Origin of the sequence: Shewanella aquimarina (assembly GCF_023349185.1) — a bacterium.
GTDB lineage: Bacteria > Pseudomonadota > Gammaproteobacteria > Enterobacterales > Shewanellaceae > Shewanella > Shewanella aquimarina.
In genome coordinates this window covers 196,080-210,507 of sequence record NZ_JAKIKY010000004.1, presented here as the reverse complement: position 1 = coordinate 210,507, position 14,428 = coordinate 196,080, and the positions used below count along the sequence as shown (strand labels likewise).

The following is a 14,428-nucleotide window of genomic DNA, read 5'->3' as shown; positions in this document are numbered from 1 at the left end:
ATAAGGGTCTCTCTATTGCACTACTGATTTCAATTTATCCAGTATCCTCCACTATTGCAACCAAACATTAATAAAATTAAAAATATAAAAATAACCAATTGTTATATAAGATTAAATTATTATTTTTATTTAAAACTTCCCCACCTAAGCCTGCGATATAAACGGATTGAGATAAAACAAATTGTTAACATTTGTCTGGAAACCGGCTAGAAGCCTATCTATAGTAGATTATTAATGGTCATAAGAGAGTGATACCGAGGCTCTCGAGATGGCGCTACGGCCCCTGTTGAGGTAACCATCGCCCCGATGAGAAAATTGTTGTTGGCATCTGGTTTTATACTTTTTTCAAATCCGCTTCTGGCACATGCTGCAAACACAGAGATCACCTTTGCGGTCAGCAATACCATTCCCCCCTATTTCTTTGCCAACGGTCAGAGCGGGATTCAATATGAGCGTCTCACGGCGGTGTTAGCCAGGCAATCGTTATCGATCGGGCACATTCATCTATCCCCCAATAAGAGAGCGTTCCGCCAGGTCGCCAGTGGCAATGTCGATTGCCTCATCAATGCCCCCGAGAACCTAGCGGGCCTCTACTACACCCGCAGTCTTATCAGTTATCAAAACAGCGTGTTTACTCTGGCCAGCAATAAACTGCTCATCGACTCAGTCTCCGACCTGGCGGCGATCTCTGTCATGGGATTTCAGAACGCGACGCAATATTTAGGTAAAGACTTCTACCAGATGGCACTCAATAACCCGCAATATGGCGAATCCAACAGCCAGAAAAGCCAGGTGATGATGCTGTTTTCTGGAAGGGTCGAAGCCATTATCTTGGAAGGGCGCATATTTGAATATTACCGCGAACAGCTCAAGTTTAGAGTCGACACCCTTCAGGCAACGGTTCGCCATCCCCTGTTTGCGCCGGCACCACGCAAGATAGCCTGTCACAGCCAAGCCATTGCAGAAAAGATAGACTTGGGTATCGCCCAGCTGGACAGAGAGGAAGCTGAGGAAAAAAGCCAAAGCATCGACTCAGCGCCAGAGCATGAGAAGATGCCTGTAGAGCTAAAATAGTGTTGGTATACGCTGGCGATTCAAATCGCGTCATTCAACCGAGACAGGCGTGACATGAAAGACGCCTCTCACAGGCGCCTTATTTATGAATACCTTAGTGAATATATGCCTTAATTAATAAATACCGGTTTAATGAATACCTTGATGCGACTGCATCGCCTGCAACTTGGCCTGATAGCGTCGCTGGTTATATTCATCCACAGATAAGGACAAGGCCTTTTGCATATTCAGCTTAGCCCTGCGCTCATCCCCCGTGGCCCAATAGGCTCTGGAGAGACCGAAGTAAAACTCATGGCGATAGTCAGCCTTCTCCACCGCGCGTTTGTACCAGGCCAGCGCTGTCTGGTACTCGTGCTCTGAGTAGGCCTGCTGCGCCATGTCATAGTAATAATAGGGATTACGGATCCTGACCAGTTCCAGGGTCTTATGTACCTCAGTCCACTCCTCTAATCTGTCTTGGCTGGCCAGCAGCACACTGTAATTAAACAGGGCATTCATATCCTCACTGTCTTGGGATAACGCCAGCTTATAGAGGGTCTCCGCCCTATCATCCAACCCCTTGTAGCGGTAGAGAATTGCCAGAGTATTCAAGGCGGGTATAAAGTCGGCCTTCAACATGAGGCTCTGTTTCAGGTAGGCATAGGCCTGATCGTAACGTCCCTCCACCAGCGACTCCGCCGCGACATTGTTATAGAACATCGCCATGACGGTAGTTCTAGCAATACGCCGCTTAGCGTAGCCACGCATGGTACGTTCGGGCAGAAAATCGATCTGCAGCGCATTCTTGTCGGCAAGGAAGGTATCACTCGTCTCTCGTGGAATAAGCCGCAGATTGATGTGACCATTCACCAGATAGAAATCACCTGCCTTATCCCACACGGGCGGAACCTCGACCTCTTGAAACTCGACATCAACCCCTAAGGCATCGGCCAGCGAGGCACTCAGCAGCACCAGCGACAGGCAGTTACCGGCCCGGGCGTCAAAGGTATCGGCGGGGATCTTGGTCAGATTATCTCGGTACTTGAAGCCACCTTTATCGGCGTTGATGTAATTAGCCAACCACAAGTTAGCGGCAATATAATCCCTTGCCATTCGGCTACGCTTATAATCTTGCCGCAGATCCACAGTCACCTGTGTGGGCAATGCAAACAGCTTATCTGGGGTGACTTGAACCGCTACCGCCGTGAATTCTTCGTCGGCAAAGTATTGATCTATATTAGCGAGGGTTTCCTTACCCGGGCCGCTGGCACAACCGCTCACTATGAAGAATAACAGCAACATAGCGCGCCTATACTCAAATAGCCTTTTCATATTAAACCTACGCTGATGAGGGCACCGTAAGATCTATCATAAAGTAGGCTTTTTCATTTTGCCCCACGCAAAGCGTTACAAAATATTAACAATCACTGAGCAACTGGCGGATCGACCTGAATATAGAGCTGCCTAGTGGCCTTGCCCTCGTCTCGATACTGATAGGGACGATAGAAATTCGCGCCACAACGATAGTAGGCATAGGGCAGCTTAAACATCACACAGCCCAGGGGGAGACTCTGCAATATATTGATCTGTTGCTGCATACGCAAAGATTCTCGCCACGCGAAATCCTGCTGCACCTTATCTCGCACGGCAAAGGCATCGAAAGGCTCACTCGACTTACGCACCACCACCTGGCCCGCCTGCAGCTGAGCCGACATCATCATCAAAACCAATACCCAGAGAGACTGCTTCATGTTAACGCTCCTCACACCATCCCTGTCGATAGCATAATACAAAAAACAGGGTCCGCACCATGAGGCAGGGACCCTGTTTATCAGACTATCTAGTCTAGAGGAGTATCAGCTGGCGCTCTTGAGCGACACAAACTCAGGATAGGCATCGATACCACAGTCCGATGCGTCCATGCCGTTGTACTCTTCCTCTTCAGAGACACGGATACCCATGGTGACCTTGAGTAGATACCAGGCCGCAAAGGAAGCCGAGAACACCCAGGCGAAGATAACAGCCGCGCCATAAAGCTGACCCAATAGCGTCGCATCGGCATTTGATAGTGGCACTAACACCAGGCCAAACAGACCGGCAACACCGTGCACCGAAATCGCGCCAACAGGATCGTCAATCTTGATTCTATCGAACATCACGATAGAGAAGACCACCAGACCACCGGCTACCAGGCCGATAACCCCGGCCAGAGGCAGCGAAGGCGACAAAGGATCTGCGGTGATCGCCACCAGGCCCGCCAAGGCGCCGTTTAAGATCATGGTCAAGTCCGCCTTACCCCATACCATCTTACAGACTACCAGGGCTGAAACGGCGCCGAAGGCGGCAGCTGAGTTGGTGTTAACGAAGATCTTCGCCACCGCCGAGGCATTTTCGGCGTCAGACACCAGCAGCTGAGAGCCACCGTTAAAGCCGAACCAACCCATCCACAGAATAAACATACCTAAGGTTGCCATCGGCAGGTTAGAACCTGGGATAGGATTCACCTGACCGTTAGGGCCATACTTACCCTTACGAGCGCCGAGTAACAAGACGCCCGAGATAGCCGCAGCCGCGCCCGCCATGTGTACTATGCCACTACCGGCGAAGTCGACAAACCCAGCCTCGGAAAGGAAACCGCCGCCCCAGGTCCAGTAGCCTTCGACAGGATAGATAACACCAGTCATTACCACGGAGAAGATCAGGAAGGCCCACAGCTTCATACGCTCGGCAACGGCGCCAGAGACGATAGACATAGCGGTTGCCACAAACACCACCTGGAAGAAGAAATCCGATTCCAGCGCGTGGTCGGCGTCACTTGCCTGAGCACCGATGAGACTGGCGAACGATGGCAACCAGCCCCCCTCGGCGTTATCCACATACATGATGTTGTAACCCACCACCAGATACATGATACAGGCGATAGAGTAGAGACAGACGTTCTTGGTTAAGATCTCTGTGGTATTCTTAGAGCGCACCAGGCCCGCTTCCAACATGGCAAAGCCCGCCGCCATCCACATCACCAGCGCGCCTGAGATCAAGAAATAAAAGGTGTCGAGCGCAAACCTCAACTCAGATACTGTCGCACCTAATTTTACTAACTCTTCCATTGGAATTTCCCCCTTAAAGTGCTTCGTTATCGAGTTCGCCGGTACGGATACGGATCACCTGATCGAGATCCGTCACAAAAATCTTGCCGTCGCCTATCTTGCCCGTGTGCGCCGCCGCCACGATGGACTCGATAAGGTGGTCGACGTTTTCAGCCTTAGTCGCGATATCCAGTTTGACCTTAGGCAGAAAATCTACCTGGTATTCGGCGCCACGATAGAGCTCAGTATGGCCTTTCTGACGTCCGAATCCCTTCACCTCGGTCACCGTCATCCCCTCAATCCCCAACCCTGCAATGGCTTCTCGCACATCATCGAGTTTGAATGGCTTGATTATTGCGCTGATTAATTTCATTACCGCCTCCGACTCATCTTAGTATTCTTGCTGATGCCAAAGGCAATTCAATCATCAGGCCAACATTACAAACCCTTAACATTCATAAGCTTAGCAACACAGGCTCACTTAGGGGTGAATATAAATGCACCAAATAGGTGCGGCTATGCATTGGCTGCACAGAAATAGCGCAGCCAACTATTCGACTTATGACGGATTGGTAGAGGGGATTATCTGGGTATCATGGAGTCACCACCCATTGAGGAGCGCCCCATGTTAAAACCACAGGAATGTGTACTCATCATCGTCGATGTTCAGGGAAAGCTAGCCACCCTGATGCACCAGGCTGAGGAACTGGAAACCCGGCTCACCACACTGATAAAGGCGGCCGAGCTGTTTGAGATCCCTGTCATCTGGCTCGAACAACTCCCAGATAAGCTAGGCGCCACCAGCCCGGTGTTAGCTGAGCTACTTGCGCCTCACTATCAGCCTATCGCCAAGGCAACTTTTAGCGCCTGGCAGGCCGAGCCCTTCAGACAGGCACTGCGCCAGTATGACAGACCCAAGGTGCTGCTCGCCGGCATAGAGACCCACATCTGCGTCTATCAGACCTGCCGGGATCTGCTGGACAATGAGTACGAGGTGCACTTGGTGACCGACGCCGTCTCCTCGCGAACCAAAGCCAATAAGCAGTTAGGCTGTGAGATGATGACCCAGCACGGCGCCTTGCTGACCAACAGTGAATCTTTGCTGTTCGAGCTACAGGCTGAGGCCTGCGGCGACAGGTTCAAGGCCTTATTGAAGATGATTAAATAAGATCAGACATAAAAAAGCCCCGGATAACCGGGGCTTTTACTATGCAGGGGGGAGAAATTAGTAAGTTGCTTCGCGCTTCTTAGCTTCGGCATCCCACTTAGGAAGTACAGTCTTCTTGAACTCTTCCTTGTCGCCATTCAACTTCTTCATATCCATACCCAGCGCAGCTTGTGCCTTAGCCTTGGTAGAGACATCAGGGAAGGCGATAGGTTGCTTAACACCTTTCTTCGCTAGCAGCTGAGCAAGCTTAACGCGAGCATCACCAGCCTTATCTACTGAGGTACCTAAAATACGCAGTGCTTCATCAGCCGCGTGAGCCGCAACACCGTGAGAGGCAGTTGCATAGTCCCAGCGCCATTGTGAATGACGGATATCCATTAAGATAGGCTTCATTTCAGCTTCGGTTGCACCGGCATCCCAAGCAGCTTTAGCTTCGAAGTGCGCCTTAACTAACTGAGATTCAGCTCGTGCTTTAAGGTCAGCAACTTTCGCTTTACGTTCTTTAGTTAGGTTAACCATGAACTCTTTGCTTTGAGTATGACAAGTCGCACAAGTCTCTTCGAAGCGATCGAATGGATTACCTACCTTATGGTCTGTAAACTTACGGCCTTCAGCATTCTTCACCTTAGGCATGTGACAGTCGGTACAGGTCACATTGTTCTTACCATGCACACCCAGCTGCCAAGTTTCATAACCTGGGTGCTGTGCTTTCAGCATAGGCGTCTTAGAAACAGCATGTGTCCAGTCTTTGAACTCCATGTTGTCGTAGTAGACTTCCATCTGCTCAACAGTTGTACCCATATCCCATGGGAATTTCACGAAGCCCTTACGATCTTTGGTCTTCTCGAAGTAGTACTCTACGTGACACTGGCCACAAACCATAGACTGCTTGTCTTTCTTAGAAGCCTTGTCAAACGGTGTGCCTAGTGTAGCCATTGCGCGCTCGGCGAATGGACGTGACATGCGTAGCTTAGAAGAGCCTTTCTCGTGACAGTCTGAACAACCGATAGTGTTAACGATTTCGGCGCCGCCTTTGTACCACTTACCAGTGAAGTAGCCATCTTCGCCCTGCTCTTCGATAACGCGCGGTACGTCTGGGCTCTTACAAGACCAACATGCCATCGGCATTGGACCATCGTCGGCAGACTTAGGCGCACCGGTACGCAGAGTATTGCGTACGTCGGTTACCGCATACATATGACCACGTGGCGCATTGTAATCTTTCGCGAAACCATAACCTGCCCACAATACGACTAGGCTAGGAACCTCTTCAAGCATATCGACAACTTCTTTGCTTTCGGCAGTGTCATGCCAGCTGTTGTACTGCTTTGAAAACTTGTCTTTGTAGACTTCATTGCGTGGCTCGGTCTTGTCGCTTGCCATAACGCCGGTAGCCATCAGGCCAGCGGCGACCAAAGCACTCAGTGCAAAGGTTTTTGTTGTTAATGTTCTCACCATCTCATCTCCGTGTTACTTTTTTATAGTAGTCTTTAAAACCACAACATCTCCAGGGCCAAAGTTAGTCCCTTAACCCCGTTAAAAATATACCCCTTATGGGGTATCCGGGTTAAAACTTGAGGCAGATCATAATGTGAATGTGTTGTTGGTCACATTTTTACCACATTGTTAATTTTATCAGCGATTGCTAAACAAGTATGATAGTCCAAATTTCCGATTTTTCCCTATTATTTAATGAGTTCTAATACATGAAGAAAGGTAGTCTTACCTCCACCATCTTAAGGTTAATGCTGGCCTTAATTTTACTTTCCACTGGACTTGCCACCTTCGCCATAGCTAATTTGGCTTATAGCCTGGGAGATGCCAGAGCCATCAACGCCTCCGGCTCTCTGCGTATGCAAAGTTACCGCCTGATGTTCTATGCCAACTCGGGCAGCGAAGAAGCCGACGAGAAAATTAAGGAATTTGAGGCCACACTCCACTCGGATGCCCTGAAACGCTCACTCGACTGGATGACGCCGGACGATCTCGCCTCCCAATATCTGCTGGTTATCGAGAAATGGCAGGTAATGAAGCAATATATCGAAGAGGAGAACTCCCGCCTCTATGTCTCCGCCCTCAAGGATTTCGTCGACACCATAGATCTCTTCGTGCTGGAGACTGAAGAATTCGCCGCCTTCAAGCTTAAGCTGCTGGCCGCCAGCCAGATCAGCGGCCTGGGGCTGATGCTGTTGATTGCCTTCTTCGCCGTGCGCTTTACCAAGCGCAAGGTGGTCAAGCCGCTCAATCAGTTGATGGAGTCAGCCAACACCATCTCTAAAGGCGAGTTCGATGTCACCATGCCAGACAGTGAATATGTTGAGCTCAGCTCGCTGAGCAACGCCCTGGCCACCAGCGCCAGGGAGCTGTCGACCCTGTATAACAACCTGGAAAATCAGGTTAAAGAGAAGACCTTCGCCCTCACCCGCGCCAACAACGAGTTGAAGCTGCTCTATGACAACCTGGTGATGCTGCATTCGGGCAAGCTGGAGATCAGCACGTTGAAGCAGGCACTGAATCAACTCAGGGCCCATGAACCCCATAGCTTCCTCAGGCTAGTGATCGCCCAGGACGACAAGGAGAAGCTCTACATAGATGCCGATGGCGGCTGGCCGATAGCCTCCCTGAGCCAGACACGCTTCCCGCTGAAGTTTGCCGACAATGAGCTGGGCTATCTCGAGGTCACCTCCCTGGGCGAGATCAATCACCCCCTGTTTGAGAACTTCGCCATCATGTTGGCCCGCTCTATCGTCATCTATAACGCCGGCGAGCAGCGCCAACAGCTGGCACTGATGGAAGAGCGCGGCGTAATCGCCCGTGAGCTACACGACTCCCTGGGCCAGCTGCTGTCGTTTCTTAAGATTCAGGTCAACCTGCTCTCCAAGGGACTCGATAGCCAGTGCCGCAGCCCTCAGGTGGAGGAACAACTCCAGGAGATCAACGAAGGGGTTAACACCGCCTATGTTCAGCTGCGAGAACTGCTATCCACCTTCCGCCTGACCATTAAGGACCCCAACCTGAATCACGCCATCGAGATGATGCTGGACCAACTCAGGGGGCAAACCACCGCCGAGATCACCCTAGAAGATAAACTGCCGATCCAGCTGCTGGGAGCCCATCAGCATATTCACGTGCTGCAGCTCACCCGGGAGGCGACCCTCAACGCCATCAAGCATGCCCAGGCGAATCATATTCATATCTGCTGCACCCGTAGCGGGAACAATGTGAAGATCAGCATCAGTGACGATGGCGTAGGTCTGGAGAAGCTCAAGGAAAGAGACCAACATTTTGGCATAGGAATCATGCATGAACGCGCAAGTCGCCTCTCGGGTGTGGTAGACTTCAGCAGCAACGAACAGGGCGGGACCACGGTCACCTTAGTTTTCCCTCCCGAAAAAGAGCCAAACCAGTAGGATGCTGGTAATATAAGACACTAATTTTTAAATAAAACAGACCTCAGTGGAGGCATAAAAAATGGGCAAACCCTATTCAGTTTTGGTTGTAGACGATCACCCCCTGTTACGTCGCGGGATCTGTCAACTTATCACCTCTGACTCAGACTTCACCCTATTTGGTGAAGCAGGCAGCGGCCTAGATGCCCTGTCGGCAATTGCCGAGAATGAACCGGATATAGTGTTACTGGATCTCAACATGAAAGGGATGACAGGACTAGATACCCTCAATGCATTGCGTCAGGAAGGGGTCACCAGCCGCATAGTGATCCTAACGGTATCCGATGCCAAGCAGGACGTTATCCGCCTGGTCAGGGCCGGCGCCGACGGTTACCTTCTCAAAGATACCGAGCCGGATCTGCTGCTGGAGAAGCTCAAGAATGCCATGCAGGGTCACCGCGTGATCTCTGAATCGGTGGAAGACTTCATCTATGAGCTGAAAGATGGCGCCGACGAGCAGGCCTGGATAGACAACCTGACACCGAGAGAGCTGCAGATCCTCGAGCAACTGGCCGAAGGCAAGAGCAACCGGGTGATCTCAGAGCAGCTGCATATCAGCGAAGGCACGGTCAAGGTGCATGTAAAGAATCTGCTGCGCAAGGCCAACGCCAAGTCGCGCACGGAGATGGCGGTACGCTACCTGAACCAATAGGCCTTGATGTAGCTTGATTTGGTTTGATTAAGCTCAAAAATGCTCATTAGACGCTAAAAAGGCAGCCCAGGCTGCCTTTCTTCTTTGTAGATTTTTCCCCTAAGCTTTCCCCTAGGTTTCAGGTTCCCCCTAGGTTTCAGGTTCACAGCTATCGACTCTCTTCGATGAAGGCCTGCCAGCTCTTGAGCGCAGCCTCAAAATCCTCCAGGCCACAGAAGGCCTGGGACTCGCCGTCATATAGCGACATAGACTCATCCAGGGGCGTGTCATCATCCATCTCTAAGGCGTTGGCAAAGACTCTCGCCTGCTCCTCATCCAGCTCGAGAGAGATGGCTTTACCGATAAAACCTTGCTCTGTCAGCTTACCCTGCTGCAATGCCTCGATAGTCGAGGCAATCTGAGCGATAAGCGCCTTATCTTCGCCCAGCTCATCGACAAACCAAAGCCCCATAATCTCATGATCCATGGTGAACTGTGCCACCAGGGTGCCGGTCAATGTGTTGCGGCGAAATTCATATTCCATAAGCTGTCTTCCCCAAGGTTACTTTGCAAATTCTAACCTAAGGCCAAGACAATTGCAGAGATATCCAAGCCGCCTGGCGCTAAGCGGCGAAAATTCCCCCTCGGGCAGTTCACTCTGGCATTTCATACAGACGCAAAAAGGGCGCCGAGGCGCCCTTTTTCAATCTCTTTAGGAGAACAGCGAATTACTTAGCCGCTGCCGCCTCTTCTGCTGCCGGTGCGGCCTTCTCGATAGAAAGCAGCTCAACTTCGAAGATCAGCGTCGAATTAGCCGGGATGCTGCCGGTATCGCGGCTACCATAGGCCAGCTCGGCTGGGATCACGAAACGGTACTTAGAACCCACAGACATCAGCTGAACACCCTCGGTCCAACCTGGGATAACGCGGTTTAGCGGGAACTTAGCGCTCTGACCACGGGCGATAGAGCTATCGAACTCTGTGCCGTCGATCAGGGTACCGACATAGTGCACTTCAACTGTGTCTTCTGCAGCCGGCTTATCACCAGTACCTTCGGTGATCACTTCATACTGCAGACCAGATTCTGTCGTCACAACGCCTTCTTTCGCCTTGTTGGCTTCTAGGAAAGCCGCGCTCTCTGCCTGAGCTTTCTCGGCCAGTGCAGTCGCCTGGGCCTGACGCTTCTCGTTTAGTTGCTCGTCAAGGCCTTGCAGTACTGTCTGCATCTCTTCTTCGGTCAGCTTCAGTTCGTCGTTCAGACCGTTGCTAAAACCTTGAATAATCAGGCTACGATCTACGGGTAGACCTAGCTCTTCCTGCTCCTTGATATGACCAGACATATATTTACCGATCGACGCGCCTACGCTATAGGCTTGCTTCTGCGCCTGGGTCTCGAGTTTAACTTCTGCCGGTTTTGTTGTTTTTTGTTCTTGGTTACAAGCAGTTAGACCAACCACCGCCAACGCGACCAGTGACATCTTATAAATGGACTTCATTAAAGCTTCCTCAGCATTTTCTTGTGGTTACAATAACCTTACTCTTCTAAGACGAACCACTTTATACTAGTTAATTAACATATACCAATTACATTGATTAAGTTTCATCAATGATGGTTTGGTAGCCTTGCGCAAGGCGAAAACCTTTGAGCTAAAGACAACTCAACCAGGAACAAGTTCATGAGCAGAAACGGCTTGCTGTATTTTTGTACACTGATTGCTTGTACACTCCTGCTGAGTGCTTGTCAGCCTAAACCTGAGGTCGATAGCCTGATCGCCGAACCTAGCTATGATGCCAGCCTCTCCCCCCAGGCGCGTTTACTTCTGGTCAGCACCACCAGCAACAACCTGCAACTCTGGGACCTCACCCAAAAAGCGCTTAAGTATCAGTGGCTCCATGGCAAAGCGGGCGGCACAGCGATCGCCACCGCCCTGTCGGACAACCTCAAATACGCCGCCTCCCTCAGCAGCGATTCGGTCGCCCTGTGGAATATACAAGATGGACAGCCCCTGGGATGGTGGTCCCTGCCCGCCAAGGGGCAGTGTCTGGAACTTGCCGACAATGGTACCCTGCTGATTGGCCTCACCGACGGCAGCGTCATGTCACTCAATCACCAGACCGACACCCTGATCAAATTCCTCGGGCACAGCGAGAAGGTTAACAGCGTCGCCCTCTCTGCCGACGGCCGTTGGGCACTATCGGGCGGCAACGACAACCGGGTCATTCTTTGGCAGGCCAACACGGGGCAGCCCCAGCAACAGTGGCAACTTCCCAGCCGGGTACTCAGTGTCAGCCTGACCCAGGACGCCAGCCTGGCTTTCGCCGCCGATAGCACCAATAGGGCCGAGATCTGGAAGACACAGACAGGCGAAACTTTGTCTCGCCTTAAAATAAAACGTCGCACGATGAACTTTTCCACCGCACGCTTTACCAAAGATAACCAGACACTACTCACCGGCACCCCTGCCAGAGAAGTGAGCGTTTGGCGGGTAGCCGATGGAAAAATGCGCGCCAACTGGCAAGTTACCCGCACCGAGCGTGCCCAAATCAAGGGCGCCGTTGTATACTCTGTGGCTGAAACCCTTAATGGGCAGATCATCAGCTTTAGCAGTAATGGCTTGCTGGAAACCTGGCCCATGCCCGATTGATAGAGGACTAACATTGGTGCAACTAGAACAAAGAATCGAAGATCTTGAGATGAAACTGGCTTTTCAGGACGACACCATAGAGTCGCTGAACCAGCAGGTGATCAAGCTCAACGACCTGCTGGCCGAGCAACAGGAAAAACTGCGCCTGCTCACCAGCAAGCTCTCCCAGGTCGAGCCCAGCAACATCGCCAGTCAGGCGGAAGAGACGCCGCCTCCCCACTATTAGACCGGCGTACATCGCCCAGGCCATTGAACGGAACTTGCTTCACAAAGGAACTGACCAACTATGCCACACCAAAGCAGCCCTCATAGTCGAGTCTCAAGGCGATACCGCACGACATTTGTTGGCGCGCTCTTATCGCTCACCTTGTCGGGCTGCGCCTTTAACAGCGTCTTTATCAGTTATCCGTCACAGCTTGCGCCGGTAAAGGCCGATCTCACCAGACAGAGCGATGCTGCCCTCTATCGACAATTCGACGATGCCATCACAGGCCAAGATGGGCTCCTGTATGCCCAGGAGGCGGGGCGTATTGCCCAGATCACGGGAGACTTCGAGGCCAGCAAGGCCTATTACCGGCAGGCCGTCGATGCCTACACCAAGTTTGACGACCAGGCGGTGATCAGCGCATCTGATCTTGGTGCTACCGCCAGCAGCCTGTTTATCAACGACAACGTGATCCCCTATCGTGGCCCCGGCTATGAGCGGATCATGTTGCATCAGTATCAGGCCCTTAACTACCTCTTTAGCCGAGATAGCCAGGGAGCGCTGGTCGAGGTGAGGCGCAGCAACGAGCTACAGCAGAGCGAGCAGGCCAGATACCAGAAATCCCAGGCGTCGGTACAGGCGATGGCCAACGGCACCATAGACGCCGAGGTCAATCGACTCGGGCAAGCGGCCGGCACCACCACAAGCTCCTTCCTCAACGCCTATAGTTACTACACCACAGGCCTGCTGCACGAGCTGCTGGGCGAAGAGAATGACGCCTTCATCGATTATCGCAAGGCGGCGCAGATAACCCCGGACAACCCCTATCTACAGCAAGATCTGGTGCGTCTAGCCAAGAAACTGGCCATGCCGCAATATGAGGATTTTAAGCGCCGCTGGGGCGATGCCAAGCTGGCCAAGCCCGGCCAGGGCCAGGTGGTGATCCTGCTCGAGCGAGGTTTTGTCCCCGAGAAGCAAAGCTTTACCGTGCCGTTTCGCATTAGCGGCAACTGGCAGACGGCCTCCTTGGCCACCTACGTTCCCAGCCGGAACAGCGTCCCCCAAGGGGAAATCATTGGCCTGGGTACTGTGCTGAAGACGGCGCCGCTCGCCAATATCGACGCCCTGGCAATCACCGCGCTTAAGGAAGAACTCCCCAGCGCCCTGTTTCGCCAGGCTGCGAGGATCTACGCCAAGGCAGAGATGGCCCGCAGCGTGCGCAGCGAATCGAAGCGGCGCAATGATGAGTTCGATGCCGGTGCCATCGCCATGCAGATCTTCAATGTGGTTACCGAGCAGGCAGACAGACGCAGCTGGTTGACCCTGCCCAGCCAGGCCCAGTTAGGACGTCGCTATCTGGATGCGGGCCAGTATCAGATCCGTCTGGGACAGTCTCAGGTGCAAGCAGTTGACGTACAAAGCGATAAAACCACATTAATTTGGATAATTGAGACTGGTAATTTCACCCGTTTTCATTCAATAATCATCTAATCAAGACTAAGGAATCGGTATTTTTATGAAAAAGTTCAACCTCATTTTTATCATCGCCGTGGCGATTGGCCTGGCGGGCTGTCAATCTAAGGTGCAGTACGGTGATGCCACTGAAGTCGAAACCGTCAATGAAAACTTCGGTTCTACGGATCTGCAGGCGATCACCGCCAAGATGGTCGACAGCATGCTGAGCTTTCCGCCCGTGGTAGCCATGACGGCCAAAGATCGCCCTGTCATCTTTGTCGACAAGATCAAGAACAAGACCTCAGAGCATATCGATACCGAATCTGTCACAGATTCGATCAGCAACAAGCTGCTACGCTCGGGCAAGTTCCGCTTCATCGACATGACCAAGGTCGACGCGGTACGCAAGCAACTGGATTATCAGAACAACGCTGGCATGGTTGACCCATCGACCGCCATCAACTTCGGTCGTCAGATCGGTGCCCAGTACATGCTGTACGGCAACCTGTCGAGCATAGTTAAGCAAGATGGTAGCACCAAGGATGTCTACTACAAGATGACCATGCGCCTGATGGATCTGGAAACCGGCCTAATCGAATGGTCAGACGAGAAAGAGATCCGCAAGACCAAGTCGAAATCTTTCCTCGGCATGTAAGCCAGGTTCACCGTTAAAAACCAGCCTAGTGCTGGTTTTTTTATGCCTAAACCTGGATAACGAAGAGAAATTTTGTCGATA

General features: G+C 51.9%; 15 protein-coding genes. 8 read left to right on the top strand and 7 right to left on the bottom strand.

Going from position 1 to position 14,428, the window contains the following annotated elements; translation table 11 throughout:
• The first annotated feature begins 306 nt into the window (after positions 1–306).
• Positions 307–1,074, top strand: coding sequence for a substrate-binding periplasmic protein (locus L2731_RS07040; protein ID WP_249252439.1), 768 nt, complete (start codon positions 307–309; stop codon positions 1,072–1,074).
• 129 nt (positions 1,075–1,203) lie between these two features.
• Here the strand turns inward: L2731_RS07040 and L2731_RS07035 are convergent, their stop codons facing one another.
• The 4 genes from L2731_RS07035 to L2731_RS07020 all read right to left on the bottom strand — a co-directional run bounded on the left by L2731_RS07035 (position 1,204) and on the right by L2731_RS07020 (position 4,512).
• A complete protein-coding gene (locus L2731_RS07035) occupies positions 1,204–2,355 on the bottom strand; it encodes a tetratricopeptide repeat protein (protein WP_249252437.1) in 1,152 nt (383 codons plus the stop codon).
• Positions 2,356–2,477: 122 nt separating this feature from the next.
• A complete protein-coding gene (locus tag L2731_RS07030; protein ID WP_249252435.1) occupies positions 2,478–2,804 on the bottom strand; it encodes a hypothetical protein in 327 nt (108 codons plus the stop codon).
• Between the two features lie 105 nt (positions 2,805–2,909).
• Positions 2,910–4,160 carry an ammonium transporter gene (locus L2731_RS07025; RefSeq protein ID WP_249252433.1) on the bottom strand — a complete coding sequence of 417 codons (1,251 nt, stop codon included), beginning with the start codon at positions 4,158–4,160 and terminating at the stop codon, positions 2,910–2,912.
• 13 nt (positions 4,161–4,173) lie between these two features.
• Positions 4,174–4,512: a P-II family nitrogen regulator gene (locus tag L2731_RS07020; RefSeq protein WP_011864652.1), complete on the bottom strand. Its 339-nt coding sequence runs from the start codon at positions 4,510–4,512 to the stop codon at positions 4,174–4,176.
• 252 nt (positions 4,513–4,764) lie between these two features.
• On the opposite strand from L2731_RS07020, the gene L2731_RS07015 reads away from it, so the two are divergent.
• On the top strand, positions 4,765–5,307 hold the full coding sequence (locus L2731_RS07015; RefSeq protein ID WP_249252431.1) for a hydrolase: 543 nt from the start codon (positions 4,765–4,767) through the stop codon (positions 5,305–5,307).
• Positions 5,308–5,364: 57 nt separating this feature from the next.
• Here the strand turns inward: L2731_RS07015 and nrfA are convergent, their stop codons facing one another.
• Complete coding sequence (nrfA, locus tag L2731_RS07010; protein WP_239849705.1) at positions 5,365–6,765, bottom strand: ammonia-forming nitrite reductase cytochrome c552 subunit; 1,401 nt, start codon at positions 6,763–6,765, stop codon at positions 5,365–5,367.
• A 248-nt stretch (positions 6,766–7,013) separates the two neighbouring features.
• Here nrfA and narQ point away from each other — a divergent pair, with 248 nt between their 5' ends.
• Both narQ and L2731_RS07000 read left to right on the top strand, forming a co-directional pair.
• Positions 7,014–8,717 (top strand): nitrate/nitrite two-component system sensor histidine kinase NarQ, encoded by a 1,704-nt coding sequence (gene narQ, locus L2731_RS07005; protein WP_239849704.1) that lies wholly within the window; start codon positions 7,014–7,016, stop codon positions 8,715–8,717.
• A 61-nt stretch (positions 8,718–8,778) separates the two neighbouring features.
• Positions 8,779–9,408, top strand: a complete 630-nt coding sequence (locus L2731_RS07000) for a response regulator (RefSeq protein WP_011864648.1) — start codon at positions 8,779–8,781, stop codon at positions 9,406–9,408.
• A 148-nt stretch (positions 9,409–9,556) separates the two neighbouring features.
• Here L2731_RS07000 and L2731_RS06995 read toward each other — a convergent pair whose 3' ends face one another.
• Positions 9,557–9,931: a YacL family protein gene (locus L2731_RS06995; protein ID WP_041510175.1), complete on the bottom strand. Its 375-nt coding sequence runs from the start codon at positions 9,929–9,931 to the stop codon at positions 9,557–9,559.
• Positions 9,932–10,115: 184 nt separating this feature from the next.
• The gene (gene fkpA, locus L2731_RS06990) at positions 10,116–10,883 is read right to left on the bottom strand and encodes an FKBP-type peptidyl-prolyl cis-trans isomerase (protein ID WP_041510174.1); all 768 of its coding nucleotides are present in this window, start codon (positions 10,881–10,883) and stop codon (positions 10,116–10,118) included.
• 180 nt (positions 10,884–11,063) lie between these two features.
• Between fkpA and L2731_RS06985 the strand changes: the two genes are divergently transcribed.
• Genes L2731_RS06985 through lpoB form a run of 4 tightly spaced genes read left to right on the top strand, consistent with a single transcriptional unit; the run spans position 11,064 to position 14,347 of the window.
• Positions 11,064–12,032 carry a WD40 repeat domain-containing protein gene (locus L2731_RS06985; protein ID WP_249252428.1) on the top strand — a complete coding sequence of 323 codons (969 nt, stop codon included), beginning with the start codon at positions 11,064–11,066 and terminating at the stop codon, positions 12,030–12,032.
• 13 nt (positions 12,033–12,045) lie between these two features.
• Complete coding sequence (locus L2731_RS06980) at positions 12,046–12,258, top strand: SlyX family protein (protein ID WP_239849701.1); 213 nt, start codon at positions 12,046–12,048, stop codon at positions 12,256–12,258.
• Positions 12,259–12,318: 60 nt separating this feature from the next.
• Positions 12,319–13,728 carry a COG3014 family protein gene (locus L2731_RS06975; protein ID WP_249252426.1) on the top strand — a complete coding sequence of 470 codons (1,410 nt, stop codon included), beginning with the start codon at positions 12,319–12,321 and terminating at the stop codon, positions 13,726–13,728.
• Between the two features lie 25 nt (positions 13,729–13,753).
• A complete protein-coding gene (lpoB, locus tag L2731_RS06970) occupies positions 13,754–14,347 on the top strand; it encodes a penicillin-binding protein activator LpoB (RefSeq protein WP_041510170.1) in 594 nt (197 codons plus the stop codon).
• Positions 14,348–14,428: the final 81 nt, after the last annotated feature.